Origin of the sequence: Halorhodospira halochloris, from assembly GCF_002356555.2 — a bacterium.
Classification (GTDB): Bacteria; Pseudomonadota; Gammaproteobacteria; order Nitrococcales; family Halorhodospiraceae; genus Halorhodospira; species Halorhodospira halochloris.
This window is the reverse complement of the sequence record NZ_AP017372.2, coordinates 1987198-2012473: the sequence shown is the minus strand read 5'-3', so window position 1 is coordinate 2012473 and position 25276 is coordinate 1987198. Positions and strand designations below refer to the sequence as shown.

25 protein-coding genes and 1 other RNA gene are annotated in these 25276 nt (G+C 56.5%); 21 read left to right on the top strand and 5 right to left on the bottom strand.

The window, feature by feature from the left end:
* The first annotated feature begins 14 nt into the window (after positions 1–14).
* Complete coding sequence (locus HH1059_RS09200; RefSeq protein WP_096409877.1) at positions 15–614, top strand: glutathione S-transferase N-terminal domain-containing protein; 600 nt, start codon at positions 15–17, stop codon at positions 612–614.
* A gap of 21 nt (positions 615–635) precedes the next feature.
* Positions 636–1091: a ClpXP protease specificity-enhancing factor gene (locus HH1059_RS09195; RefSeq protein ID WP_096409876.1), complete on the top strand. Its 456-nt coding sequence runs from the start codon at positions 636–638 to the stop codon at positions 1089–1091.
* Between the two features lie 53 nt (positions 1092–1144).
* On the opposite strand, the gene HH1059_RS09190 is transcribed toward HH1059_RS09195, so the two are convergent.
* From HH1059_RS09190 to HH1059_RS13830, 4 genes are read right to left on the bottom strand one after another with little or no spacing between them, the layout of a single operon-like run.
* A complete protein-coding gene (locus HH1059_RS09190; protein WP_096409875.1) occupies positions 1145–1744 on the bottom strand; it encodes a phosphoheptose isomerase in 600 nt (199 codons plus the stop codon).
* Between the two features lie 12 nt (positions 1745–1756).
* Complete coding sequence (locus HH1059_RS09185) at positions 1757–2170, bottom strand: YraN family protein (RefSeq protein WP_096409874.1); 414 nt, start codon at positions 2168–2170, stop codon at positions 1757–1759.
* Positions 2112–4091 (bottom strand): penicillin-binding protein activator, encoded by a 1980-nt coding sequence (locus HH1059_RS09180; RefSeq protein WP_096409873.1) that lies wholly within the window; start codon positions 4089–4091, stop codon positions 2112–2114. Before HH1059_RS09180 ends, HH1059_RS09185 begins: the two co-directional genes overlap by 59 nt.
* Positions 4092–4110: 19 nt before the next feature.
* A complete protein-coding gene (locus HH1059_RS13830; protein WP_207148211.1) occupies positions 4111–4248 on the bottom strand; it encodes a hypothetical protein in 138 nt (45 codons plus the stop codon).
* Between the two features lie 19 nt (positions 4249–4267).
* On the opposite strand from HH1059_RS13830, the gene rsmI reads away from it, so the two are divergent.
* Positions 4268–5080 carry a 16S rRNA (cytidine(1402)-2'-O)-methyltransferase gene (gene rsmI, locus HH1059_RS09175; protein ID WP_231901926.1) on the top strand — a complete coding sequence of 271 codons (813 nt, stop codon included), beginning with the start codon at positions 4268–4270 and terminating at the stop codon, positions 5078–5080.
* 9 nt (positions 5081–5089) lie between these two features.
* Here the strand turns inward: rsmI and rnpB are convergent.
* An RNA gene (gene rnpB / locus HH1059_RS09170) (RNase P RNA component class A) lies at positions 5090–5450 on the bottom strand.
* A 282-nt stretch (positions 5451–5732) separates the two neighbouring features.
* Here rnpB and mraZ point away from each other — a divergent pair.
* From mraZ to HH1059_RS09080, 18 genes are all read left to right on the top strand, one after another.
* Entirely contained in the window at positions 5733–6191 is a 459-nt protein-coding gene (gene mraZ, locus HH1059_RS09165) for a division/cell wall cluster transcriptional repressor MraZ (protein WP_096409871.1), read from the top strand.
* A gap of 14 nt (positions 6192–6205) precedes the next feature.
* Complete coding sequence (gene rsmH / locus HH1059_RS09160) at positions 6206–7192, top strand: 16S rRNA (cytosine(1402)-N(4))-methyltransferase RsmH (RefSeq protein ID WP_231901925.1); 987 nt, start codon at positions 6206–6208, stop codon at positions 7190–7192.
* Positions 7189–7461 carry a cell division protein FtsL gene (gene ftsL / locus HH1059_RS09155; protein ID WP_096409870.1) on the top strand — a complete coding sequence of 91 codons (273 nt, stop codon included), beginning with the start codon at positions 7189–7191 and terminating at the stop codon, positions 7459–7461. The genes rsmH and ftsL overlap by 4 nt, the downstream gene beginning before the upstream one ends.
* Positions 7462–7544: 83 nt before the next feature.
* Positions 7545–9215 carry a peptidoglycan D,D-transpeptidase FtsI family protein gene (locus HH1059_RS09150; RefSeq protein ID WP_096410398.1) on the top strand — a complete coding sequence of 557 codons (1671 nt, stop codon included), beginning with the start codon at positions 7545–7547 and terminating at the stop codon, positions 9213–9215.
* Positions 9208–10731 (top strand): UDP-N-acetylmuramoyl-L-alanyl-D-glutamate--2,6-diaminopimelate ligase, encoded by a 1524-nt coding sequence (locus HH1059_RS09145; protein WP_096409869.1) that lies wholly within the window; start codon positions 9208–9210, stop codon positions 10729–10731. The genes HH1059_RS09150 and HH1059_RS09145 overlap by 8 nt, the downstream gene beginning before the upstream one ends.
* Positions 10719–12077, top strand: a complete 1359-nt coding sequence (locus tag HH1059_RS09140) for a UDP-N-acetylmuramoyl-tripeptide--D-alanyl-D-alanine ligase (RefSeq protein ID WP_096409868.1) — start codon at positions 10719–10721, stop codon at positions 12075–12077. The genes HH1059_RS09145 and HH1059_RS09140 overlap by 13 nt, the downstream gene beginning before the upstream one ends.
* Positions 12078–12096: 19 nt before the next feature.
* On the top strand, positions 12097–13161 hold the full coding sequence (mraY, locus tag HH1059_RS09135) for a phospho-N-acetylmuramoyl-pentapeptide-transferase (protein ID WP_096410397.1): 1065 nt from the start codon (positions 12097–12099) through the stop codon (positions 13159–13161).
* The gene (gene murD / locus HH1059_RS09130) at positions 13104–14549 is read left to right on the top strand and encodes a UDP-N-acetylmuramoyl-L-alanine--D-glutamate ligase (protein ID WP_231901923.1); all 1446 of its coding nucleotides are present in this window, start codon (positions 13104–13106) and stop codon (positions 14547–14549) included. The genes mraY and murD overlap by 58 nt, the downstream gene beginning before the upstream one ends.
* The gene (ftsW, locus tag HH1059_RS09125) at positions 14542–15726 is read left to right on the top strand and encodes a putative lipid II flippase FtsW (protein ID WP_096409866.1); all 1185 of its coding nucleotides are present in this window, start codon (positions 14542–14544) and stop codon (positions 15724–15726) included. Before murD ends, ftsW begins: the two co-directional genes overlap by 8 nt.
* Positions 15723–16805, top strand: coding sequence for an undecaprenyldiphospho-muramoylpentapeptide beta-N-acetylglucosaminyltransferase (gene murG, locus HH1059_RS09120; RefSeq protein ID WP_096409865.1), 1083 nt, complete (start codon positions 15723–15725; stop codon positions 16803–16805). The genes ftsW and murG overlap by 4 nt, the downstream gene beginning before the upstream one ends.
* Positions 16802–18265: a UDP-N-acetylmuramate--L-alanine ligase gene (gene murC / locus HH1059_RS09115; protein ID WP_096409864.1), complete on the top strand. Its 1464-nt coding sequence runs from the start codon at positions 16802–16804 to the stop codon at positions 18263–18265. Before murG ends, murC begins: the two co-directional genes overlap by 4 nt.
* Positions 18262–19158, top strand: coding sequence for a UDP-N-acetylmuramate dehydrogenase (gene murB / locus HH1059_RS09110; protein WP_096409863.1), 897 nt, complete (start codon positions 18262–18264; stop codon positions 19156–19158). The genes murC and murB overlap by 4 nt, the downstream gene beginning before the upstream one ends.
* Positions 19158–20069, top strand: a complete 912-nt coding sequence (locus HH1059_RS09105) for a D-alanine--D-alanine ligase (RefSeq protein ID WP_096409862.1) — start codon at positions 19158–19160, stop codon at positions 20067–20069. Before murB ends, HH1059_RS09105 begins: the two co-directional genes overlap by 1 nt.
* A complete protein-coding gene (locus tag HH1059_RS09100; protein WP_096409861.1) occupies positions 20066–20911 on the top strand; it encodes a cell division protein FtsQ/DivIB in 846 nt (281 codons plus the stop codon). The genes HH1059_RS09105 and HH1059_RS09100 overlap by 4 nt, the downstream gene beginning before the upstream one ends.
* Positions 20912–20925: 14 nt before the next feature.
* Complete coding sequence (ftsA, locus tag HH1059_RS09095; protein WP_096409860.1) at positions 20926–22164, top strand: cell division protein FtsA; 1239 nt, start codon at positions 20926–20928, stop codon at positions 22162–22164.
* Positions 22165–22236: 72 nt separating this feature from the next.
* Positions 22237–23391, top strand: a complete 1155-nt coding sequence (gene ftsZ / locus HH1059_RS09090) for a cell division protein FtsZ (RefSeq protein ID WP_096409859.1) — start codon at positions 22237–22239, stop codon at positions 23389–23391.
* 173 nt (positions 23392–23564) lie between these two features.
* Positions 23565–24467 (top strand): UDP-3-O-acyl-N-acetylglucosamine deacetylase, encoded by a 903-nt coding sequence (gene lpxC / locus HH1059_RS09085; protein ID WP_096409858.1) that lies wholly within the window; start codon positions 23565–23567, stop codon positions 24465–24467.
* A gap of 128 nt (positions 24468–24595) precedes the next feature.
* Positions 24596–25276 (top strand): phosphoglycolate phosphatase, encoded by a 681-nt coding sequence (locus tag HH1059_RS09080; RefSeq protein ID WP_096409857.1) that lies wholly within the window; start codon positions 24596–24598, stop codon positions 25274–25276.

Here is a 25276-nt window from a genome sequence, read left to right as displayed (position 1 = left end):
TTAGGAGAAGGGAAGTGATCCGCCTCTACACTGGAGAGCTGTGTATTCATTGTCATCGCGTGCGACTCGCTTTGGCAGTTAAGGCCGTGGATGCAGAGCGCATTAAGGTTGATCCGGACTGCCCTGCCGTGGAGTTGTTGGAGCAAAATCCTTATGGAGATGTGCCCACGCTAGTGGATAGGGATGTTACCCTTTACGAGCCAGACATAATCATCGAGTATTTGGACGAACGCTACCCACATCCACCCTTGATGCCGGTTGATCCGATTTCTCGGGCAAAGTCGCGATTGGTTGTATACCGTATGCAGCGTGATTGGTATGCGGACTATGATCGGATCTTGACATCGTCAAAATCCAAAGCGCAGAGTGCCCGCAGGTCATTGCGCGAGAGCTTAACTGCAGCAGCAGAGCTTTTTGAAGATCAGCAGTACTTCCTGAGCCATGAATTGACTGTGATGGATATCACCATTCTGCCGCTGCTATGGCGTCTGCCTATAGCGGGAGTTGAGTTACCTGATGAAGCTGGCGCGGTAAAAAAATATGCCGAGGAGCAGTTTTTGACAAATTGGTTCAAGGCAAGCCTAACTACTGATGAGCTAAATATGGCCCGGTAGTTTGAGATAGGAGCGCGAACTATGAACTCAAGTCGTCCTTATTTGGTAAGGGCAATCTACGAGTGGATTGCCGATAACGATAAGACCCCTTACCTGTTGGTTGATGCTAGCCGCTCAGATATTGATGCGCCGACCGAGTATGCAGAAGATGGCAGGTTGGTTTTGAATGTCTCCCCACGAGCTGTTCAAGGCCTCAATATGGGTAATGATGTTATACGCTTTAGTGCCAGGTTTGGTGGCGTTGCTCGTGGGGTGACCATTCCGGTGGGTGCTGTTATGGCGGTCTACGCGCGCGAAAACGGCCAAGGCATGATGTTCGGGGCCGAGGATGAGATGGAGGAAGAGACTAATCAGAGCGGGGAGGCTACACATGAGGTCAATGCCGGACAAGATCCGGATGGTGGCGACGACGCCCCTGGCTCATCAAGTTCCAACTCTGGTGGAGGCAAACGCCCAAACCTGCGCGTGGTTAAATAACCCCCACGCGCAGGACCAATCAAGACAGAGATAACGATTAACTGCAGCAGAGCCTACCTGTTATGCGTTTCACCAAAGAGACTGCGATCGATTAGATCACATATGCAGTGAATTACTAGCAAGTGTACCTCTTGAATACGAGCGGTCTGCTGATGTGGGACACGAATTTCAATATCATCTGATTCCATTATTTCCGCAAATTTGCCACCGTCCCTGCCCGTAAGAGCGATTGTGAGCATGCCCCTTTTTTTGGCGGCATGGTGCGCTGAGACTACATTGGGTGAGTTGCCGCTAGTCGTTATAGCTAAGAGAATATCCCCTGCTAGCCCTAATGCCTGTACCTGACGGCTGAAGACATGATCAAAAGAGTAGTCGTTTGCTACTGACGTAAGAGTTGAACTATCGGTTGTCAGTGCAATCGCGGGCAATCCGGGTCTGTCAAGTTCAAAACGATTCAGCAACTCTGAAGAGAAGTGTTGAGCGTCTGCTGCTGAGCCACCGTTGCCGCAGACAAGTATCTTCTGGTCCTGGTTAAGGGCCTGGGCCATACGCCTACCCGCCTTGACTACTGCGGGAGATACCTGATCTAAGGCGTTCTGCTTGGCGCGTATACTGTCATGGAAAAGTTGTGCGATACGTTCGTGTGGGTCCATTAATCCTCCGAGTCAGGGTGTGGCCGAGAAGGCATTCTGAATCCATTCGAGTTCTTCACCGTCAATTGCTATCACGTCAAAGCGCGCCGATCCGGGATTGAGTGCCAGCCAGTAAGAAGCCGCTCGAGTGAGACTCTGACGTTTCTTTCGGCTAATCGATGAGGCCGCGCCGCCGAATGCTGGAGAAGATCTATAGCGAACCTCAACAAAGACGGTTGTTTTACCATCGGCCATTACTAGGTCGATTTCACCCCGGTTGACTCTGAACCTGGTGGCAAGAGTGGTTAATCCTTGTTTTTTCAGGAAATCTCTGGCTAGCTTTTCGGCATATTCACCGGTAGAAAGCCGCGCGCTTAGCTTGCCGCCGTCAGGAACCCTCTCCCCGTTCGCGCTTCTCGTCAGACTCGGTAGCGGTGATCTCTTCATAAGTTGAACCTTCCCTGGTTGGCATTTCGAAAACTGGATTGCCCCTCACAAAACGAGCGCTTACTAGCCCGCGGTTGATTATGTTTGCATCACTTAGATACAGCTGACCGGTCAGGCCATCAAGTCGTTCGTCCGGATTCTCGCGCATGACATCGAGATAAGGCACGATTCGGTAGGCGTCGATCCCCAGAGCTATGAGACGTGAGTGGCGTTCCATAAGCTGCTGCCAGTGGTTTTTTATCTCGCTGTGGGTAAGGCCTTGGGGGATTGCACCTGTTGCACCTACAAGCCAGGGGGCATCAACGAATATTATGCCATCTAGATCACGGTCCCGTTCGGGATCGGGTGCCCCGCCATAGACGTGCGATGTCGCCATAACCGGCAGGTTTTGGGCATGGTGATACTCTAGCTGTGGGCGGATAAGCCTGGCTTGTTCGGGGAATGCAGCGATAAATATGCCATCAATGTCGGCCCTGCGCCGCGGCTGGTATTGAGGTGCAGTGCCAAGGAGGTTATTTATTTGACGGAACCTTTGTTGGCTAACGTTTAGGTTAAGGATTTCTCGAATCGGGTTGCTGAAGTCAGTCTCTGCTGGGTCGTAATTGGCACTTTGGGCAATTATTCCCCCGGCTTCTTCAAAAGCCTCAGCAAAGGCGCTGCTAACGCGCTCCCCCCAGCTGTTATCTGATGTCAGGGATACCACTGCCTCCCAACCGCGTTGGCGTGCTTGCAGGGCGGCCTGTTTGGCCTCACGCTCGGGGGAGAGGCTGAATTGAATCATGTTGTCCGGAATAGCAGACGGTTCGTCACTTGAATTAAGGGCAAGGATCGGTACATCGAACTGATCTATATCAGCAATTAGCCTTTCCAGCTCCTCTTTGGTCAGCGGACCGATAATATGCTGAGCTCCATCACCAACCGCTGTCCGGTATGCTTTAACGGCTCTTTCGGGGTCGCCGGCTGTGTCGTAGACCGTAACCGCAGGATGATCAAAGTCGCTAGAGTAGTAGGCAGCTAAAACACCCTCACGTATCGCCTCCCCAGCGGCGGCGAACTCTCCGCTCAAGGGCAGCAGGAGGGCAAGCTGCCCGGGTACCTCATAGCGATCTTCTAGCTGCGATAGGATTGATTGAGCCTTCTCCCTGTTGCCTGGGTGGTCGGGATAGTCCTCCTGCCAGTCCTCAATGGCTTGCTCGAGCTGGGGAGGCTCGAGTTGATATTGACGAGAAATCAGCACTAGCTCTATCCAGCCAGAGAGTATCTCGTCCCTCGCATGAAATTCTTGTAGGGCCTGCGAGGGGAGTTCGTTGAGCGATTGCCATATCAATTCACGGTTATCTTTACGCTCTTCAGCCTCTTGCAAAAAATCCTCGAGCTTGATGAGGTAGCCAGCTTTGTCAATGTAATCGTTGTTATGCTCGGCAATTCTGGAGCGCAGAACGTAGTACTCTTTTTCCAGTCCTTCTGGTGGGCCATAGAGGAAATCGAGCTGTTGAGCAGCAGAGCGTGCTTGGTCGTGGCTCAACAGAATATTGGCGCGCACCAACCAGAAGCGCGGCGCAATATCATCCTCGAGGCGGTTGGGGTTTACTCCAGCTATTGAAGAGGTAGCAGCATCGATATCATCAACTTTTACCCAGTTCTCTGCGGCAAAGAGTAGTACTCGAGAAACGTGGTCTGGGTCTGTATAGGAGTCCGCGGCGGCATCGAAGAGCTCGGCGGCACGTTTGTAGTCCTCTTCCTGTGCAGTCTTTTTGGCCTTTTCCTCAATTTCTTGTGGCTGCTCCGGCTCAACTGGCTCCGGTTCTGTGGGTGTGGGGGCGCACGCACTGAGGCCTAGCAGTGCTAGTAGAATTGCTGCTCCGGCAATCCTGCTAGAATTAACGGTTCGTTTTATAAACAACTTTGTTTTATGCGTCATTATTGGCGAATACCGAAGATCAATTGTGCGGAGGTAATGTGGTAAAAAAGACCGCCACGTCAACGGAGGTTAGTCCCCAGAGAGCTGAGTATCCCGCCGCGACAGTGTCGATGTCAAACTCGCCAGCACCGCCATCAACCGGCGTTCTGTCGGTCATTGCTACTCCCATAGGAAATATGCGCGATATTACCCTGCGAGCTCTGGATACACTTGCCTGCGTCGACTGGGTTGCCGCCGAGAACACTCGGCGCAGCCGCTACCTACTCGACTATTATAACCTGAATGCACGCACAATCAGCCTCCACGAACACAACGAAGCGAGCCGTATACCGCGCTTGCTAAGACTTCTCGCCTCCGGTTATAGCGTCGGTTTGGTAAGTGATGCCGGCACTCCCTTGATAAGTGACCCCGGCGCGCGCTTGGTAGCTGCGGCCCATGCCAATGAGGTGAGGGTGGTTACCGTCCCTGGGGCTAGTAGCGTTACCGCGGCTCTGGCTGTGGCCGGATTTGATGTTGATGGATTTGAATTTGCCGGCTTTCTTCCCGCCAAGAGTTCAGCGCGGCGCAAGGCCGTGGAAGAATTAGCTATAAGGCGCAAGCCAACAATTTATTTTGAAGCGCCCCATCGAGTTGTTGAGTCGCTCCAGGATCTGCGCGAAATCTGCGGCGGCGGACGTTGGGTAGTCGTTGCCCGGGAGTTAACAAAAGTTCACGAGACATTGCTTCGTGGGCCGCTACAAGATGTCATCCATATGGTTGAGGCGAATAAAAACCAGCAACGCGGGGAGTTTGTGGTGATTGTTGCGGGCAGGTCCGACCAACAATCTACCGGAGAGTCACTGCAGTTAGATATTGATGATGTCCTCCGTCCTCTGCTCGCCGAGCTGTCGGTCAAGCAAGCCGCTAGTTTGGCGGCCCGCATAACTGGAGCCAAGCGCAACATGCTCTATAAAAGGGCTTTGGAGATAAGTAGGTCGAGTTCTGCTTAGAGGTAAAAGAGAAAGAGTCGGCCGGTAAGCCGGGTTCTGTCGAGGGCGGTCATTCCTCTGGGGCATACGTCACCGCATGCCTCTAGCGGCCTACCCGGGGGCGGCGCGGGCCACGCCATAGCCCCCCTATTTGGCCTTGCTCCGGGTGGGGTTTACCGTGCCGCGAGCCGTTACCGGTCGCGCGGTGCGCTCTTACCGCACCTTTTCACCCTTGCCTGTGCCTAAGCCCTAGCGGGCTGGCCATCGGCGGTATGTTTTCTGTGGCACTTTCCGTAGGCTCACGCCTCCCAGGTGTTACCTGGCACCCTGCCCTGTGGAGCCCGGACTTTCCTCCGCGCGCTGAGGGCGCAGCGACCGCCTGGCCGACTCCTTGACCTATTGTAGGCCAGCTTAGCCCAAAAGTAAACATTGTAAATCAGTAAGATAAAAGCAGAAGCTAATACAATATGCGAGATATATTTATTATGTAGTTGTTTTATTGGTTAATTGCTGGAGGGGGTTTATGTAAGCTGTTAAGAATTCTTTTTAACTGCACAAGTCAGCGGATTATTAGTCCTGGACTCTCTATTGACTGGGGGGTACTCTACCTATAGTGTAGCGAAGTGGATGGTAGTGGGAAATAAGGGGTCATGATGGATCAGCGGGGGGCAAGGTGTTTCGAGGGGTTAGTCAGCTAAACCTCGATTCGAAAGGGCGCTTGGTTTTTCCAGCTCGCTTTCGGGATCGGTTGATCAATCACTGCGACGGTGAGGTGGTTGCGACTATCGATTACCGTGATAAGTGTTTGGTTATCTATCCGTTGCCAGAGTGGGAAGTCATTGAGCAAAAGCTGATCGCCTTGCCCGATATGCGCGAGAGCACTAAGCGTTTCAAGCGCTTGCTGATTGGTCATGCGCAAGAGATACAAGTAGATAACAATGGGCGCGCCTTGGTCCCGCCGCCGTTACGTGATTTCGCAGGTTTGGCTAAAAAGGTGGTTCTGATAGGCCAGGGGAATAAGCTTGAGTTATGGGATGAGGCCCGTTGGGAGCAGCGCCGTACGCAGTGGCTTGAAGAGGCCGCAGCGCCCGACGCCGAGCTCCCGGAAGATCTTGAGGGTCTCTCGCTATAGCCGCAGGGGGCGGCATGGGGTTAGCGCAGAGTCAAAATGATATGACCGATGGCGATGCAAGCAGCGGTTGCCCTGATAGGCATCAGCCGGTGCTTCTCGGGCCTGTATTGGCGGGGCTGCATATCCGTCCTGAGGGGGTATACGTCGATGCAACCTACGGTCGCGGCGGACACGCTCGAGCAATCTTAGAAAAACTATCGGACCAGGGCAGGCTGATTGTTGCCGACCGTGATCCGGAAGCCGTGGCTCATGCCCAAAAAGTGCTGGGTGGTGACGAGCGATGCGTGATTCTGCGGGTCACCTTAGCAGAGTTGCCGCAGCTGCTTGAACAGCGTGGCGAGGCCGGAATAGTAGATGGGTTGCTGGCCGACCTTGGCGTCTCTTCACCGCAGCTTGATAGCCCCCAGCGCGGTTTCTCATTCCAGCACGATGGCCCCCTTGATATGCGCATGGATCCGCAGCGCGGCGAGAGTGCAGCGCAACTGCTCGAGAGATCGACGGCGCAGGAGCTTACTAGACTAATCCGCAATTATGGCGAGGAGCGTCAAGCAGGCAGGATTGCGCGGGCAATCGTCAGAGCGCGCGAGTCCCATCAGGCCCCGCGGACTACAAGGGAGTTAGCTGGCCTTATCGAAGGGGTGATCAAAAAGCGCGAGCCTGGTCGGCATCCGGCAACCCGGACGTTTCAGGCGCTACGCATAGCCGTGAACGATGAGCTTAATGAACTCGAAGCATTTCTGGATAGAGCGATTGATCTGCTCAGCCCGGCAGGCAGGCTGGCGATAATTGCCTTTCACTCGCTGGAGGATCGGCGCGTTAAGCGCTTTATCCGCGACGCTTCTAGGTCGGGTGATCTGCCGCCTGCAGTGCCGGTGGTGCCAGAGGGTCTGCGTCCGCGTCTGTCACCCGTGGGTAAGGCTTATCGGGCCGATCAGACAGAGTTGGCCGCCAATCGTAGAGCACGGAGTGCAGTATTAAGGATCGCTGAGAGGTTGCCATGAGTCGCCAGCAAATAACTACAACAGTTCTGATCGTTGCTGTTGTATGCAGTGCCTTGGCGGTAGTTGTGGCCCAACATGAGCGGCGGGCTGGATTTGTTGCACTGCAAGATGAGCACGATCGCGCGGATAGGCTGCGGGAAGAGTGGAGCATGTTGCAACTTGAATTGAGTGCCTTGGCTGGGCATAGCCGGCTGGAGCGTATCGCGCGTAGCGAACTGGGAATGGTAACTCCGGGGCGCGATGATGTGGTGATACTCAAGCGACGCTAAGGAATAGGAGAGTGTAAGTGGCAAGAAGCAAGCGCCAGCGCAAAGATGCAGGAGGGCCGCCATTTTGGCGCCTTGCTGTCGTTATGGTGGCAACCGCCGGCGTGGTGTTGGCACTTGTGGGCAGGGCGCTTGACTTGCAGGTTCTCAATCGCGATTTTCTGCGCGACGAGGCAGAAGCTCGGCACTTGCGGACGGTCGCGATATCGGCTTACAGGGGGATGATCACTGACCGTAACGGGGCCCCTTTAGCGGTAAGCTCGCCGGTGTACTCTTCCTGGGCAAATCCGGCCGAGGTTTTGCAAGAGGAAGGAGGGGTTGCTGAACTTGCTAGGGCGCTGGGACGCTCTGAAGCGGATCTGCGCGAGTACCTTGAACGGCGCAAACAAAGGGAGTTCGTCTACCTGCGTCGCCATATGCCGCCCGATCTTAGCGCGCAGATTCGTTCACTGGACATCCCCGGAGTTAACTTGCAGCGTGAGTTGCGTCGCTTCTATCCGGCTGGTCAAACGGCAGCACAGCTAATCGGCTTTACCGATATAGATGGGCGTGGGCTGGAAGGAGTTGAGCGCGCTTTAGACGAGCCATTGAGCGGCGAACAGGGTGCCAAGCGGGTAATGCGTGATCGCCTTGGCAGGGTGATAGATGACGTTGAGCTGATCCGCGAGCCGCGTCCTGGCGAGGATGTAGAGTTATCGATCGATCGTGATATCCAGTATCTAGCCTTTCGCGAGCTAAAGCGAGCTGTCCATCGCCACCGCGCCGAGTCCGGTTCGGTTGTGGTCTTAGACGTACATACCGGCGAACTCTTGGCAGTAGCCAACAAACCATCCTTCAATCCTCACCAGCGTGCCCAAATGGATCCGGAAGCACGTCGTAACCGGGCGTTTGCTAACGCCTATGAGCCGGGGTCAGTGATTAAGCCCTTCACTATTGCCGCGGCATTGCGCAGTGGCTCAGTTTCACCGCAAGAAAGCTTCGACACGGCACCCGGGACAATGCGTGTGGGGCGCCATACGGTACGCGATCTACTGGACTATGGCGAGTTGGACTTAGCCGGAGTGATGCAGAAGTCGAGTAACGTTGGGGCGGCTAAAGTTGCCTTGCAAACCCCGCCGCGCGAGTTATGGCAGGTTATGCAGGATTTCGAGTTCGGCGCCCCTTCCGGGGTGAGCTTTGCTAGTGAGAGTGCTGGGCATCTAGATGCATCTCCGCCGCGTGGCGAGGTCAGACAAGCAACATGGTCATATGGTTATGGCATGTCTACAACTCCAGTCCAGCTTGCCCGCTCGTATGCCGCTTTGGCCAATGGTGGTGTTATTCGGCCAGTGACAATACTGCGCCAGGAAGAAGAAGTAGAGGGGCACCGGGTACTTGATGAGGATATTGCACAGCAAATTCGCAGCATGCTCGAAACTGTTATAGAGCCGGGAGGCACCGGGGTTCGTGCAAGCGTTCCCGGCTATCGCGTAGCGGGCAAAACCGGGACGGTGCGTAAGGCGGTTGCCGGGGGCTACAGCGAGGACGAGTACATAGCCATGTTCGTCGGCTATGCCCCAGCAGAAAACCCTCGCATTGCCGTCGCCGTGGTCATCGATGACCCGGCGGGTGAGGCCTATTATGGCGGTCAAGTGGCTGCGCCTGTCTTCTCAGAAGTTGCCTCAGGGGCGTTGCGCATACTCAACGTACCACCCCAGGCACCCCCATCTGGAATGCCGCGAATAGTGGCGGATTGGGAGGAGGGTCGCTATGACTAGTCGTGGGTCCTCACAAGTGGGGCTAGACTGGCTGCTCCAGCCTTGGCTGGATAAGGCGCCGGTTGCTGAAGTTAGTGGTGTATGCGCTGATAGCCGTGACATTAAACCTGGCGACCTCTTTGCAGCCCTGCTCGGTGATAGCAGGCACGGCCTTGAGTTTAGTGCTCAGGCGATTGAACAGGGCGCAGCCGCTATTGCCTGGGAGCCAGGCCAGGGGGTAAGCCTAGATACTGTGCGGCGCAAGACAGCAGATAGCGGTGTCCCATTAGTTGAAGTTCCGCAGTTGGGGTGCCGCCTCGGGAGCATAGCAGCACGCCTCTACGGCGACCCGTCGCAGCAACTCGAGGTGGCGGCGGTTACCGGTACCGACGGTAAGACATCGGTAACCCATTTTATCGCCCAGTTGCTAAGTGAGCAGAGCTCGCCTTGGGGAGTTATCGGCACTCTGGGCTATGGGTTGCCCGGGCGTCTTGAGCTATCGCGACTGACTACGCCGGATAGTGCTCAACTGCAGCAAGCCTTTTTCCATTGTCAGACGGCCGGTTGTAGCGGTGTAGCCCTAGAAGCTTCATCTCATGCCCTGGAACAGGGGCGGCTGGCTGCGGCCAAGGTAGATGTGGCTGTATTGACTCACCTTGGCCGTGATCACCTTGATTATCACGGCTCGCTCGAGGCTTATGCTGATGCCAAACGGCGACTTTTTGAGATTAATAGTCTACGCGCTCAGATAATCAACCTTGATGATGAGTTTGGCCAGAGGCTGTGTGAGCGCGCTGGTAGTGCAGTTTTTACTTATAGCCTGCACAACCCTGAGGCCGATATCTATGCGGTCAGTGTCGAGCAGCAGCCCTATGGGTCAGATATCGAATTGCGCGTGGGTAAGACCACCTATAAGACCAGTGTTCCTCTATTGGGCAGGTTCAATGTAGCCAATGCTTTGGCCGCCGTTGGCGTCGCCTTGGCACTAGGTAGGCCGTTAGAAGATGTTATCGCCAAGCTGCCAGGCCTCCAGCCTGTCGCTGGGCGGATGGAGAGGTTTATTCGTCCAGGGTATCCGTTAGTAGTTGTTGACTACGCCCATACTCCGGGCTCGTTGCAGTACTCTCTGGAAGCGCTGCGCCAACACTGCCAGGGCAAAGTAACAGTGGTATTCGGCTGTGGCGGAGAGCGTGACACGGGTAAAAGGCCTTTAATGGGGCAGGTTGCAGCCCATCACGCCGATGCTGTGTGGATCACTGATGATAACCCCCGCGGTGAAGATGCTGAGCAAATCCGCCGCGCCATCAGCCAGGGGGCAAGAGATTGCGCAAATAGCGCAGCCATATCCGTACAGCCGGATAGGGCGCAGGCAATTCAGCAGGCAATTGCGCATGCCGGAGCCGATGATGCGGTGCTGGTCGCCGGCAAGGGGCATGAGTCAACTCAGCAGATCGGGGCTGAGTATATCCCGTTCAGTGATAGGGAGGTTGTCTTGGCTGCTCTGGAGCCAGAGGAGGTGCGCCGATGCTGCCCATGAGCCTGGCCCAGATTGCCCACCTGCTCGATGGCCAAATCCACGGTAGGGGTGATGTGCAAATAACCAGTGTTGCCCTGGACAGTCGTGAGGTTGAGCCGGGGTCATTATTTGTCGGTCTAATTGGGGAGCGCGTTGACGGCCATGAATTCGCGGCAGATGCGGCGGCTAGAGGGGCTTTGGGCATGCTCGGCCAACGCCCCGATCCGGCCTTGCCCAGCATAGTTGTGGCTGATCCGGTGGCGGCGTTGGCCAAACTAGGCAAGGCTTGTCGGCAGCAGAGTAACGCCTTGGTGCTAGCCCTTACCGGCAGCAATGGAAAAACTACAGTAAAGGAGCTAGTGGCTGCCATGCTGGCTAATGCCGCGCCGACATTGGCGACAATGGGCAATCGCAACAATCACTTGGGGGTGCCTCAGACGCTAACCAGACTGCGCCCTGAGCACAGATTCGCGGTGATTGAGATGGGGGCCAACCACCCGGGCGAGATTGCCGGTCTGGCCGAGCTCGCCGAGCCGCACATAGGCCTGGTCACCAATGCGGCTGAGGCGCACCTAGAAGGATTTGGCTCTCTCGATGGCGTAGCCCACGCTAAAGGCGAGTTGTTTGATTCGCTGGGCGGAGATAGTAGCGCCATTATCAACATCGATGACCGTTACGCCCGGTTATGGCAAGAGAAATCTGCTGCTGCGGGGCGCACTATCAGTTTTGGCAGGTCAGCCGCTGCCGATGTCCGCTGGCGGAATCAAGGTGAGGAACTGGAGATATATCTAGACGGTTGCTGGCAGTCTACGCCGACTGCCTTGTTAGGCGAGCACAACTCGGCCAACGCCTGCGCTGCGGCAGCCTGTGCTCACACTATGGGTGTCCCGGCTGAGCAGATTAGAGCAGCCCTTGCTCAGGTTAGAGCCCCGCAGGGTCGTCTTCAGCCATTACCAGGGTTGCGTTGCCGGATGGTTATCGACGATAGCTACAATGCCAATCCGGCCAGTCTCGAGGCTGCTTTGGCGGTCCTTGAGCAGATAGTCGGCGAGAAATGGTTGCTGCTAGGTGAGATGGCGGAACTAGGCGCTGATTCTCCAGCCTGGCATAGGCGAGCAGGAGAGTTAGCACGGGCGGCTGGAGTGGCGCGGTTATGGACACTGGGCAGAAAGGCGGCGCTAGCAGCCGAGTCTTTCGGCGCGGGTGGCCGCGATTTCGCTGACCCCGATTCGCTGCTGGTTGCCTGTCGTGAAGAGTTGCCGGCGCAGGGCGTGGTCCTGATCAAAGGGTCACGCACCGCGGGTATGGAACGCTTAGTAGCAGCGCTGAGTGAGAATACCAACACCACGGCGCAGGGGGGGCAGTAGCGTGCTTTATCACTTGGCAATGGCACTGGAGGGCTACTTTTCAGCCCTGAACGTCTTCCAGTACCTGACATTTAGGACCATTCTTGGGGTGCTGACTGCCTTGGGTATGGCACTGCTTATTGGCCCGGCATTGATCCAGCGCTTGCTACTCCACCAGGTTGGCCAGCAGGTACGTGATGATGGCCCGGAGTCCCATTTGGGTAAGGCGGGTACTCCCACCATGGGAGGGGCGCTGATTTTAGTGGCCATCGCGGTCTCTACCCTGCTCTGGGCGGACTTAACCAACCGCTTTGTCTGGGTCGCTTTGCTGGTGACCCTGGCCTTTGGTGTTATTGGCGGCATTGATGATTTTCTTAAGATAGCCCGCAGCGACAGCCAGGGACTGCGCGCCCGAGATAAGTTTCTACTGCAAGTGCTAGCTGCCCTTGGTGCAAGCACATTTCTGTATTTAACGGCCCAGGGCAGTATCGAGACAAGTCTTGTACTGCCACTTTTCAAGGACTTGGTCTTCCCCTTGGGGGTTGGCTTTATCCTGTTATCAACCCTAGTTATCGTTGGCAGCTCTAACGCAGTCAATCTGACTGATGGGCTCGACGGGTTGGCCATAATGCCTACCGTGTTAGTGGCAAGTGGCCTGGCAGTCTTCGCTTACGCCTCAGGACACCAGATGTTCGCTGACTATCTGGGTATTCCCTCGATCTATGGCGTAGGTGAGCTTGTCATCTTCTGCGGTGCCATAGTCGGCGCGGGATTGGGCTTTCTTTGGTACAACACCTATCCAGCCCAGGTGTTTATGGGCGATATCGGGGCCTTGTCGCTCGGCGCTGGTCTGGGGGTAATAGCGGTTTCTGTGCGCCAGGAATTGGTGCTTTTCATTATGGGCGGGATATTTGTCCTCGAAACCCTGTCGGTAATGGTACAGGTGATTTCTTATAGATTGACCGGTCGCAGGGTGTTTCGAATGGCGCCTTTGCACCACCACTATGAGCTTGAAGGGTGGCCCGAACCACGGGTCATCGTCCGCTTTTGGATCATAACAGTGGTGCTGGTGCTAATTGGTCTAGCGATGCTGAAGGTGCGCTAATGGCGGGCGAGGGGCATAGCAACAACTACACCGCGGTAGTTGGGCTGGGGGTGACCGGCCTGGCCTGCGTGCGCCATCTGCGCAGGCTTGGCGACAGGGTAGTGGTGCTAGATAGTCGCCCTACGCCTCCCGCTAAAGCCGAGCTCCAGGCCGAACACCCGGAGGTCGAGCTGTATTGTGGCAGCCTGGAGCGACAGCTCTTGTTTAATGCCAAGCGCATCGTTGTTAGCCCCGGTTTGGATTTGCGTTACGGTGTTTGGGCTGAGCTGCGTGGCTTGGGGCGCGAGTTATGCGGTGAATTGACCCTGTTCGCCGAGGCTTTATCAGCGTCTGAGCGGGGTGGCATGGGCGAGCGGCGCGGACCTCAAGTCGTTGCTGTGACCGGCTCGAATGGCAAAAGCACTGTCGTCAGCTTGCTTGCTGAGATGGCACGCAGTGCCGGGTTAAAGGTTGCTCTGGGCGGCAACCTGGGCACGCCAGCACTGGATCTATTAGCCGCAGGCTTGCCGGATACCTTCATCCTTGAGGTCTCCAGCTTCCAGCTCGAGACAAGCGCCGGACTGCCAGTTGACGCAGCCGCTGTCCTTAACATCAGTCCCGATCACATGGACAGATATGACGACCTCTCCCATTACGCGCGGACCAAGCAAAGATTGCTCGACAAGGCCGCCGTTGCGGTTATCAATAGCGATGATGAGCATGTCCGGGTCATGGGCGATGAGCAACGACAGCGCGTATTACGATTCAGTCTCGACGATGGCAGTGCTGACTATAGTTGCCGCCCTACTGAAGAGGGGGAATATCTGACTGTCGGTGATCAACAAGTAATTGCCGTCAGTGACCTGGCCCTTGCCGGGCGGGCCAATTGTGCCAATGCCCTTGCCGCTATGGCGCTTGCGGATGCGTGCGGTTTACCGCGCGAGGCGCAGCTTAGCGGATTGCGCAGTTTTGCCGGCCTGCCGCACCGCATGGAAAGGGTAGGTGAGTGGCAAGGCGTCGAGTGGATCAATGACTCGAAAGCAACCAATGTCGGAGCAGCATTGGCGGCACTTGCTGGGGTCGACAGACAGGTAGTTTTGATAGCTGGCGGCCAAGCTAAGGGAGCCGACTTCCGCCCTCTGGCTCATGCCTGTGTCGAGAAAGCGCGTGCGCTAATCATCTTCGGCGAGGATGCCCCAGTGATTGAGGCAGCATTGGCTGGGCGCGTTCCAGCGGTCAGGGTGGCTGATCTAAGTGAAGCGGTCAGCTCAGCGGTTGAATTAGCCCAGCCGGGTGATTGTGTGCTGCTTGCCCCGGCGTGTGCTAGCTTCGATTCTTTCAGTGGCTATGAGCAGCGCGGCGAGGTTTTTCGCGAGGCAGTGCTTGGCGAGGTGGCGAATCATGGCTGATGCAGCGCTAAAAAGCCACAACGGGTCTAACCTGCCGCTTTCGGCAGGCCTTGATCAGCATCTGCTCTGGGTTTTGGTTGCCACAACCTTGCTTGGGCTAGTAATGGTGGCCTCGGCATCGGTATCCATCGCTGAGCAGGCGACGGGGGACTCGCTATTTTACTTTAAACGCCAAGCATTCTTTGTCCTACTTGGTTGTGGTGTTGCCATTGCCTTTGTCCAGATCCCGCTGGAGAACTGGCTTAGGGCCGGGCCCTGGTTGCTTTTGCTGGCCTTCATACCCCTGTTGCTAGTGCTTATTCCGGGAGTAGGCAGGGAGGTTAATGGAGCTGTTCGGTGGATACCCCTAGGGGTGTTTAACTTACAGGTTGCTGAGCCGGTCAAGCTGTTGATATCGCTATATTTGGCTGGCTATTTGGTGCGTCGCCAAGAGCAACTACAAAGCTCAATGCTGGCCTTTTTAGTGCCAGTGGTGATCGCCGGGCTATGCGCATTTTTGCTTTTAATGCAGCCAGATTTCGGCACTGCCTTACTGTTAATGGCGCTGGTTATGGGGCTGCTATTCTTGGCTGGCGCGCCGTTATGGCGATTCGTGGTGCTGGTCAGTGGGCTCCTGGCTGTGGCTGCTGTATTAGTGGTCTATACCCCGTATCGCTGGCAACGAGTAACTGCCTTTATGGATCCGTGGTCGGATCCATTCCACACCGGTTTCCAGTTGACCCAGTCATTGATCGCTATAGGGCGTGGGGAATGGTTGGGGGCCGGTCTTGGCGGCAGTGTTCAAAAACTGTTCTATCTGCCTGAAGCGCATACCGATTTCGTTTTTTCTGTGATTGCCGAAGAGACCGGTTTGGTAGGAGTGCTACTGGTAGTGGGGGTATTTGCCTTCATAACCTGGCGAGCGCTGCGTCTAGGCTGGGATTGTCACCGCCACCGCCTGCCTTTGGCCGGCTACATAGCCTGGTCGGCGGGGCTGGCAATCGGTGTGCAGGCATTCATTAACATGGGTGTGGCGACAGGTCTGTTGCCCACCAAAGGTCTCACTTTGCCGTTTTTCAGCTACGGCGGCAGCAGTGCGCTGGTTACCGGTGCGTTTGTGGGCTTACTGCTGCGCTCCGGCTATGAGCTAAACCAAGCAAGGGCAGAAGGACGTCGTCCAGAGGAGGAATCCCGTTGAGTAACCCAACCGTGGCCATAGCAGCTGGAGGTACCGGGGGCCATGTCTATCCCGGCTTGGCTGTTGCAGAAGTGCTGCGCAACCGGGGCTGTAATGTAGTTTGGATCGGCACTCGCTATGGCCTGGAGGGCCAAGTAGTGCCGCCGCGGCAGTTGCCGGTTGAGTGGTTGCATACGCGGGCACTGCGCGGCAAGGGGTTGGGAGCCAAACTGGTCATGCCGTGGCGGCTGACGCGTTCGGTATACAGCGCAACAAGAATACTTGCCAAGCACAAACCCGATGTTGTCCTCGGAATGGGGGCCTATATTGCCGGTCCGGTTGGCGTTGCAGCTGCTTTGCGGCGGACTCCTCTAGTGATCCATGAGCAGAATGCCATCGCAGGGTTGGCTAACCGTATGCTGGCGCCAATGTGCAAGCGAGTGCTCACCGGATTTCCCAACGTCATGAGCGGCAGGGGCGAATACGTCGGCAATCCGGTGCATAGCGAAATAACCCGTTTGGTGCCACCGGAACAGCGTTACGCCCGTCGTCAGGGGCCGCCGCGGTTACTGATACTTGGCGGTAGTCAAGGGGCGCAGGCGCTTAATCGTGCAGTTCCGGCAGCCATGGCTAAATGGCCGGCAGATTTACCTATGCCGCGCATTGTCCACCAATCAGGTGAAAAGACCATGCACGAGGCCCAGGAGGGCTATCGCCAGGCCGGCATAGAGGTCGAAGTGGTCCCTTTTGTCGAGGACATGGCCGGGGCATACGAGTGGGCAGACCTGGTTGTCGCCCGCTCGGGTGCCTTGACCGTCGCCGAGTTGGCTGCCGCGGGTTCACCAGCAGTGCTGATTCCCTTGCCATGGGCGGTCGATGACCATCAGCGTTACAACGCCGAATTGCTTGGTCAGGCTGGTGGCGCCAGGGTGTTGCCGCAAGCGGCTATCGAAAACGGCCAGTTAGCAACTTTGCTACCCCAGTTACTCGGTGATCGGCAGCGCTTGCAGCTGCAAAAAATGGGCGAAGCGGCGCGCAGTGTAGCGGTATCCGATGCCGCTGAGCGGGTGGCGCAGATTTGTCTGGAGGAGTGTAAATGAGCACTACCCCGATCCCCCAAGGGCACCGTTTTGGTGGCACGGCTAACGGCCCACACGGCTTTGGCCGAGTACGTAGTCTGCACTTTGTCGGAGTCGGTGGTGCGGGCATGGGGGGTATTGCCGAGGTGTTGCACAACCTCGGGTTCGAGATAACTGGATCTGATCTGCGTGTCAACTCAATAGTCGAACGGCTGCAGGGGCTGGGCGTCAAGATCAATATCGGCCACGACCCTCAAGCGGTAGAAAAGGCCGATGCGGTTGTTGTCTCAACCGCCGTCGGCGATGACAACCCCGAAGTCAAAGAGGCCAGGCGCAAGCGCCTACCGGTGGTTCCAAGGGCGGAAATGCTTGCTGAGCTGATGCGTTTTCGCCAGGGAATTGCGGTTGCCGGCACTCACGGTAAAACAACCACAACATCACTGCTGGCAAGCTGTCTAGCAGAAGGTGGCCTCGACCCGACCTTTGTAATCGGCGGACGACTGATCAGTGCCGGGGCGCACGCGCGTTTGGGCGATGGTTCCTACTTGCTTGCTGAGGCTGACGAGAGTGACGCATCGTTTCTTTATCTAAAGCCGGTGATGGCCGTCGTTACCAACATAGATGCAGACCATTTGGGCACTTATGGTGGTGATTTCGCTGCCCTGAAGCGGACATTTGTCGATTTTCTCCACCACTTGCCATTTTATGGCCTGGCTGTGATGTGCCTTGATGATCCAGAGGTAATGTCCCTGTGTGAGGATCTGGGTCGGCCAATCCTAACCTACGGCTTTAATACCCAGGCTGATTTCAGGGCCGACCAGGTCGCCCCGAATGGCAGGCGAACTGGATTTACAGTTCATGAACCCGATGGCTCGAGCTTCGCGGTTGAGCTTAATTTGCCCGGCCGCCATAACGTTCTCAACGCCCTTGCGGCAATTGCCTTGGCCCGGGAATTAGGGGTCGGTAAGCAGGCTATATGTGCCGCGCTGAGAGACTTCCAGGGCATAGGTCGGCGCTTCCAGCATCACGGTGAGCTGCAGTTGGATGCTGGTCGTGCAGTCCTGGTTGATGATTATGCGCACCACCCGCGCGAGATAGAAGCGACCCTGCAGGCGGCTCGCGATGCTTGGCCTGACGGCAGGCTGGTTGTGATCTTTCAGCCCCATCGCTATAGCCGCACCCGCGACTTGTTCGATGACTTTGCGCGGGTTCTGGCTAAGACAGATGTGTTGATCCTTACCGAGGTCTACGCCGCAGGCGAGCCGCAGCGCGCCGGCGCGGACGGCCGCTCGCTAGCGACTGCAGTGCGCGATAGGGGTGCAGTTAAGCCGATATTCGCGCCGACACTCGATGAGGTTCCCGACTTGCTGGCCGGCCTGCTGAGCCCCGATGACGTAGTTATGACCCTCGGGGCGGGCAGTATTGGCACTATGCCGCAGAAGATCAAAGCAAGGTTGGTGGGTCGTGGAGGTGAGGGATGAGCGCAGTAATGGATAGAGGCAGAATTCGTCCGGGTGAGATGCGCTATCAGGAGCCTATGTCACGCTATACCACATGGCGCGTCGGAGGGCCGGCACAGCGACTTTATTGTCCGCGAGATGGGGCAGATTTGGCTCGGTTTGTAGCAACTTTGCCAGCTGATGAGCAGCTCTTCTGGTTTGGCCTGGGCAGCAACATGCTCGTCCGTGATGGCGGCATAGAGGGTACGGTTGTCCTAACTCACGGCGGCCTCAATGGGTTGAGTATAGAAGATCAGATGGTTCGTGCAGAAGTCGGCGTGCCCTGCGCCCGCCTGGGTCGAATCGTCCAGCGCCGTGGCTTGACCGGTTTGGAGTTTATGGTCGGTATCCCTGGCACAGTCGGGGGTGCTCTAGCCATGAATGCCGGTGCCGTAGGTGATGAGACCTGGGCCGCAATTGATAGGGTAGAGACAATTGATAAGCAGGGAGTTGTCCGGGTAAGGCGGAAGGATTCATTCGACATCGGTTATCGGCGAGTAGCTGGATGTGAAGGTGAGTTCTTCGTTGCCGCCACCTGGCGGCTCAGCAGCGGAGATCCGGAACTGCTGGCTAGCCGCATTAAAGAGATCATGCGTCGGCGCAAATTGACTCAACCGCTCGGTGAGCCAACTGCGGGATCGGTCTTCCGTAACCCGCCGGGAGACTCCGCCGGGCGCTTGATTGAAGCGGCGGGCTGTAAGGGGGCCAGCGTTGGCAGGGCAAGGGTCTCTGAGCGCCACGCTAACTTCATAGTTAACGAAGGCGGCAAAGCAGCGGATATCGAGGCGCTAATGGCTTGGGTCCGAGACAAGGTGGCGAGCGAGTTTGGCGTCTACCTTGAGCCCGAGGTGCATGTCGTCGGGGAGGCAACCTGATGAGCGGATTGAAGCTGCCATGCCCGGCGGATGTCGGCCCTGTAGCTGTGTTGATGGGTGGTGATTCCGCCGAACGGGAGATATCACTGCAAAGTGGTAAAGCAGTTCTCGCGGCGTTGCAGCGCCAGGGGTTTGCTGCCCAAGGCTTTGATCCGCGCGATGAGCAGATAGAAGCACTGCGCGATTACTCGTGCGCCTTCATAGTGTTGCATGGCCGGGGTGGAGAAGACGGTGTCATCCAGGGAGCCCTAGAGAGCCTTGGTGTGCCGTACACCGGCAGCGGTCTGCTCGGTTCTGCTTTGGCTATGGATAAATGGCGCTGCAAGCGGTTATGGCAGGGCTGCGCTCTGCCCAGCCCTGCGGGGCAGCTTATGGCAAGTGCTGATCAGCCTTGTCACATAGACTTGCCGGTAATAGTAAAGCCAGCCCATGAGGGGTCGAGCATCGGCATGACCAAGGTTGTCGATATCAATCAGCTCGCTCCGGCGTGGCATGAGGCGGCTAAGTACGATCAGCAGGTCCTTGTCGAGCAGTGGATCAATGGTACTGAATACACCGTCGCCCTACTCGGCGATAGGGCGCTGCCGTCGATCAGGCTGGAGACTTCACATGAGTTCTTCGATTTTACCGCCAAATACGAAGATCCAACCACCGGCCACTTTTGTCCCAGTGGGCTAGATGAAGAGGCCGAGCATGAGTTGGGCGAGATGTGCCAGAAAGCATTTGCAGCACTCGGTTGTAATGGCTGGGGTAGGGTCGACGTCTTGCGTGATGATGACGGTAAGTGGTGGTTGCTTGAGGTTAATACCATTCCAGGAATGACCGATCACTCTCTAGTTCCGATTGCTGCCGCTCAGGCGGGTATCGGTTTTGATGAGTTGGTGGTGGCCATCCTCGGGGAGGCCTTATGAGTTCAGGTGCTGATTGGACGGATTTGCTCGGTAAACAGAAGCAGCAGCGTAAGTCCCACTCTCGGGGGCAGTCGCGCAAGCGTGTACCTGCTGGTCAGTCGGCAGAGCGAGAGGGCGGTCCGGCAGGATTTTTTGGCGTTGGCAGTGGTTGGTTGGGGCCCATATTTTTGGCTGTCTTGCTGATTGCTGGTGTATATGCGGTGGCCTGGATGATTAACGAGGGCAGAATTTTACCGCTGGAGAGGGTCGCTATGGCCGAAGCCCCGGAGAAGGTTACTGGCGAGCAGTTGCGTGGCTCACTGGCGGGCCGCTTGCATCCAAGTCTGCTGGGTGTCGACACGGTAGCTATTCGTGACTCCCTGGAGCGTCTGCCCTGGGTTGAAGAGGCGCAGGTAAGGCGCGACTGGCCGGCCACCTTAAAGCTTCATATCCAAGAGCGCCAAGCCTTGGGTATTTGGAATGAGCAGGCTCTGCTCGATTACTCCGGCGCGGTTTTTAGTCCTGCTGAAGAGACCTATCCGGAGCAATTGCCACGCTTAACCGGTCCTGAGAGCAGGGCCCAGGATGTAGCCAGGAACTTCAAGGATATGCGGCCGCTGTTTGAAGAACATGGCATGGATCTGCAAGCGTTGAGCCTTTCTGCGCGAGGGGCGTGGGCGGCTCATCTCGATGACGGGGTTAAGGTTGCCCTGGGCAGGCAGGAGCCGATGCAAAGGGCGTCACGTTTTGTAGCCGTTGTGCCAGAGCTTCAGGCACGCAAAGACGGGCGCATGAAGCGGGTGGACTTGCGCTATCCCAATGGTTTTGCGGTGGCCTGGGCCGCTGCGGAAGAATCAGACTGAGCTCGGAGCTAAACATGGTCAGGAAAACAGAAGACAACCTCCTGGTAGGGCTCGATATAGGCACTTCAAAAGTAGTAGCCATAGTCGGTGAGACAAAAGATGATGGCTCTATTGAGGTGATAGGCGTGGGGAGCCACCCATCGCATGGCCTGAAAAAGGGGGTAGTAGTAAATATAGACTCCACTGTGCAATCAATTCAGCGTGCAGTGGAAGAGGCAGAGCTGATGGCTGGGTGTGAGATCCATTCGGTCTTCGTGGGCATCTCCGGTAGCCATATTCGTAGCCTCAACTCGCACGGCATGGTGGCAATACGTGATAAGGAAGTTCGTCACGCTGATCTGGAGCGTGTTCTTGATGGCGCTAAGGCGGTGGCCATACCGGCAGATCAGCAGATTATCCACGTTATCCCGCAGGAATTTGTCATCGACAGTCAGGAGGGGATCCGTGAGCCGCTCGGTATGTCCGGTGTCCGCCTGGAGGCGCGCGTTCACATGGTTACTGGCGCGGTTTCAGCTGCTGAGAATATCACCAAGTGTGTGCATCGCTGTGCGCTGGAGGTGGACGACATAGTCTTGCAACAGTTAGCGGCTAGCCACGCGGTGCTAAGTGACGATGAGAAGGAGCTAGGTGTTTGCCTGGTAGATATCGGCGGCGGTACGACCGATATCGCTATCTTTACTGGCGGAGCTATCCGCCACACTGCGGTTATCCCTATAGCGGGCCATCAGGTTACCAACGACATAGCGGTGGCGCTGCGGACTCCTACCCATCATGCCGAGGATATCAAGGTCAAATACGCCTGCGCGCTGTCCCAGCTCGCCAACCCGGAAGAGAGCATCGAGGTGCCTTCCGTCGGCGATCGGCCACCGCGGCGTTTATCGCGGCAATCTTTGGCCTCGGTAGTAGAGCCGCGCTACGAAGAGCTGCTAGCCCTCGTGCAGGCGGAACTGCGCAAGAGCGGCTTCGAAGACCTGATCCCTGCGGGCATAGTGCTGACCGGTGGCAGTTCGAAAATGGAAGGGGTAAGCGATTTGGCCGAAGAGGTCTTCCATTTGCCGGTACGTATCGGCGTGCCCAAGCATGTAACCGGTCTCTCCGACGTGGTGCGCAACCCCGTTTACTCAACAGGAGTGGGGTTACTTGCGTTCGGGGCGCGTAATCGCGGGTCAGAGATATCCCAGCTATTTTCCAGCGAGGCAACAGGCAGTGCGTTATGGGGTCGGATGAAGAGCTGGTTTAAAGGCAATTTATAGCGGGCAGCCAAGAACAGACATATTGAAATTTGAAAAATTCTATATATACGTTAAGATTGAGGAGAAGCAACCATGTTTGAACTGATGGATACAGAGAATCAAAATGCGGTAATCAAGGTCATAGGCGTAGGTGGTGGCGGCGGCAACGCTGTTCAGCACATGGTCACGGCGGATATCAGTGGAGTCGATTTCATCTACGCCAATACCGATGCCCAAGCCCTTGCCAACACCTCGGCGGGTTCAACCGTGCAGCTCGGTTCGGGGATAACCAAGGGGTTAGGAGCAGGTGCCGATCCGCAGACTGGCCGAGATGCGGCAGAAGAGTCGCGTGGCCGTATCCAGGAGGTAATGCAAGGGGGTGATATGGTCTTTATTACCGCCGGAATGGGTGGCGGTACTGGCACAGGGGCCGCTCCGGTAGTGGCCGAAGTGGCTCGCGAAATGGGCGTTTTGGCAGTGGCTGTGGTGACCAAGCCGTTCCCCTTTGAGGGCGGTAAACGCATGAGCATTGCCGAGGAGGGCATCAAAGAGCTGGAGCAGAATGTCGACTCACTTATAACCATTCCGAATGAGCGCCTGCTGCCGGTATTGGGTAAAAATCTGACCCTGCTGGATGCCTTCAAGTCGGCCAATGATGTGCTACTTGGTGCGGTTAGGGGGATTGCTGAGCTAATAACCCGGCCCGGCCTCATTAATGTTGACTTCGCCGACGTGCGCACAGTAATGACCCAGATGGGTATGGCGGTAATGGGCAACGGTGTGGCCTCGGGTGAAGGCCGTGCACGAGAAGCGGCGGATCGGGCCATCGCTTGTCCGCTCTTGGAAGACTTCAACCTAGCCGGCGCCAACGGCATTCTGGTCAATGTAACCGGCGGCTATAACCTCTCGATCGGCGAATTTGATGAGGTCGGTAATGCCGTACGGGAATATGCTGCAGATGAGGCAACGGTTGTTGTCGGTGCTGTGATCGACCCCGAACTCGAAAACGAGCTGCGGGTAACGGTCGTCGCGACCGGCCTCGGCAGTGTGCCGCGGACGGTTGCCGAACCGGCGGCGAGGGATGCGTCCTCTACTCGTAAGCCGAGTGGTGAGGTTGATTACGCTCAGCTTGACCGCCCAACCGTCATAAGGCAGAAGGCTGCCAATGAAAAAGGAACCGACGCTGATCCCGAAAGCGATATGGAATATCTTGATATTCCAGCATTTTTGCGTCGCCAAGCGGATTGAGAGAAGAAAATTGTGCAATGCAGTATACATTTGAGGTAATTTTACACTAAAATTACAAAGCCTCTTGCCGATAAGCATAATGAGGCGGGTTCCGCCCGGTAAATCCGGACGGGGCTAGTTGCCCCGCTAGCGGCGGGGCTGATCTTGCAACATGAGCGGGGGGCCTAGCAGGCATGATGCGACAACGTACACTCAAAAACAGCATACGTGCGACCGGTGTGGGACTGCATACAGGTGAGAAAGTTTATCTCGTCCTGCGTCCGGCGCCGGCCAATACGGGCATAGTGTTTCGCCGCACCGACCTCGACTTTGAGGTGAGGGCGACTGCAGCAGCAGTGGGTGATACACGGTTGTCGACATGCCTGGTCCAGGACGGGGTAAGGATCGCCACCGTCGAGCACCTGCTCTCCGCACTCGCCGGCTTAGGCATCGATAACTGCTATGTCGATCTCTCCGCTGCGGAAGTGCCTATCATGGACGGCAGCGCGGCTCCTTTCGTCTTCCTGATCCGTTCAGCAGGGTTGAAGGAGCAGGATGCCCCTAAGCGTTTCGTGCGCATCCTCGAGCCTGTGCAGGTGGTGGATGGCGATAAGTGGGTCGCCTTCGAGCCCTTTGAGGGCTTTAAGGTCAGTTTCACTATCGACTTCGACCACCCGGTCTTCCTCAGGGAGTTTGCTCGGGCGGTAGTCGATTTCTCTTCAACATCCTTCGTCAAAGAGGTTAGCAGGGCACGGACCTTTGGTTTCATGAAGGAGATCGAGGCACTGCGTGCCTCACGTCTGGCCCTGGGCGGTAGTCTTGATAACGCCATAGTGGTTGATGAATATCGAGTGCTCAACGAGGACGGTTTGCGCTATCGCGATGAATTCGTCAAGCACAAGATCCTCGATGCGATAGGCGACCTCTACCTCCTTGGCAGCAGCCTAATCGGTTCTTTCCACGGCCACAAATCCGGGCATGCTCTCAACAATCGCTTGCTGCGCAAGCTGCTGGAAAATCAGCACGCCTGGGAAGAGATCACCTTTGAGGATGTCTCAGAACTGCCAATAGCCTACGATAAGCCGCTCCTCGCCTGAGATGGGGCGGTGCAAGAGCTTTGCTAGCCGAGTATTTCCTGCCTATCCTGGTTAGCACTGCTCATGGAGCCTTGCGGTGCCCGGCGCGCAGCGGGTAAGCTGACGGCTTTTGAGTCAAGCAAGGATCCATGTTCAAAATCCAGCCTCAAGCGTTTCTATTCGACCTAGATGGGACGCTAGTAGATAGCGCCCCAGACTTGTGTTTTGCAGTCAATTCTATGCTCCGTGAGCGCGGCTCCGATCCTGTTGAGTTGGCTGCGCTGCGCAACTGGGTCGGCAATGGTGCTAGACGCCTGATAGCGCGTGCGCTGACCGCAACGATGGATGATGACCCCCCGGCCCAGGAGTGGGACTCTGCCCTGGAGCGCTTCTATGAGCTTTATGCTGAGCGTCTCTATGTTGATAGTCAGCCCTACCCAGGGGCCATAGAGGCGGTTCGGGCGTTACATGGCATGGGCGTGGCAGTAGCGGTGGTGACCAACAAGCCGTACCGTTTCGCCCAGCCTATCATTGAGCATATGGGCTTAGGCCAAGCGATCAAGGTAGTTGTCGGAGGTGATTGCGCCCCAGCCCGCAAGCCTGATCCGCAACCTCTCCATCTGGCTGCAAGCAGGTTAGGCGTAGACATCGACCAAACGGTTATGGTCGGTGATTCGGCCACTGATGTGGCTGCAGCACGCGCGGCGGGTGTGCCAGTGATTTGTGTTTCCTACGGCTATCGGCGCGGGATTGCAGTAGAGCAGCTCGGTGCGGATATGGTGCTGGATAACCTGCGCGAGTTGCCGGAACTGATGCGGGAGGCGGTCTGA

What these genes read in the sequence shown, in the direction of transcription:
- HH1059_RS09080 (WP_096409857.1), top strand. Translation starts at nt 24,596, where the DNA reads ATGTTCAAAATCCAGCCTCAAGCGTTTCTATTCGACCTAGATGGGACG.
- rsmI (WP_231901926.1), top strand. Translation starts at nt 4,268, where the DNA reads ATGCGCGATATTACCCTGCGAGCTCTGGATACACTTGCCTGCGTCGAC.
- murC (WP_096409864.1), top strand. Translation starts at nt 16,802, where the DNA reads ATGAGCACTACCCCGATCCCCCAAGGGCACCGTTTTGGTGGCACGGCT.
- mraY (WP_096410397.1), top strand. Translation starts at nt 12,097, where the DNA reads ATGGCACTGGAGGGCTACTTTTCAGCCCTGAACGTCTTCCAGTACCTG.
- HH1059_RS09145 (WP_096409869.1), top strand. Translation starts at nt 9,208, where the DNA reads ATGACTAGTCGTGGGTCCTCACAAGTGGGGCTAGACTGGCTGCTCCAG.
- ftsZ (WP_096409859.1), top strand. Translation starts at nt 22,237, where the DNA reads ATGTTTGAACTGATGGATACAGAGAATCAAAATGCGGTAATCAAGGTC.
- HH1059_RS13830 (WP_207148211.1), bottom strand. Translation starts at nt 4,248, where the DNA reads ATGACCGACAGAACGCCGGTTGATGGCGGTGCTGGCGAGTTTGACATC.
- HH1059_RS09195 (WP_096409876.1), top strand. Translation starts at nt 636, where the DNA reads ATGAACTCAAGTCGTCCTTATTTGGTAAGGGCAATCTACGAGTGGATT.
- HH1059_RS09180 (WP_096409873.1), bottom strand. Translation starts at nt 4,091, where the DNA reads ATGACGCATAAAACAAAGTTGTTTATAAAACGAACCGTTAATTCTAGC.
- ftsA (WP_096409860.1), top strand. Translation starts at nt 20,926, where the DNA reads ATGGTCAGGAAAACAGAAGACAACCTCCTGGTAGGGCTCGATATAGGC.
- ftsL (WP_096409870.1), top strand. Translation starts at nt 7,189, where the DNA reads ATGAGTCGCCAGCAAATAACTACAACAGTTCTGATCGTTGCTGTTGTA.
- rsmH (WP_231901925.1), top strand. Translation starts at nt 6,206, where the DNA reads ATGGGGTTAGCGCAGAGTCAAAATGATATGACCGATGGCGATGCAAGC.
- murB (WP_096409863.1), top strand. Translation starts at nt 18,262, where the DNA reads ATGAGCGCAGTAATGGATAGAGGCAGAATTCGTCCGGGTGAGATGCGC.
- lpxC (WP_096409858.1), top strand. Translation starts at nt 23,565, where the DNA reads ATGATGCGACAACGTACACTCAAAAACAGCATACGTGCGACCGGTGTG.
- HH1059_RS09190 (WP_096409875.1), bottom strand. Translation starts at nt 1,744, where the DNA reads ATGGACCCACACGAACGTATCGCACAACTTTTCCATGACAGTATACGC.
- ftsW (WP_096409866.1), top strand. Translation starts at nt 14,542, where the DNA reads ATGGCTGATGCAGCGCTAAAAAGCCACAACGGGTCTAACCTGCCGCTT.
- HH1059_RS09150 (WP_096410398.1), top strand. Translation starts at nt 7,545, where the DNA reads ATGGTGGCAACCGCCGGCGTGGTGTTGGCACTTGTGGGCAGGGCGCTT.
- HH1059_RS09140 (WP_096409868.1), top strand. Translation starts at nt 10,719, where the DNA reads ATGCTGCCCATGAGCCTGGCCCAGATTGCCCACCTGCTCGATGGCCAA.
- HH1059_RS09185 (WP_096409874.1), bottom strand. Translation starts at nt 2,170, where the DNA reads ATGAAGAGATCACCGCTACCGAGTCTGACGAGAAGCGCGAACGGGGAG.
- HH1059_RS09105 (WP_096409862.1), top strand. Translation starts at nt 19,158, where the DNA reads ATGAGCGGATTGAAGCTGCCATGCCCGGCGGATGTCGGCCCTGTAGCT.
- HH1059_RS09100 (WP_096409861.1), top strand. Translation starts at nt 20,066, where the DNA reads ATGAGTTCAGGTGCTGATTGGACGGATTTGCTCGGTAAACAGAAGCAG.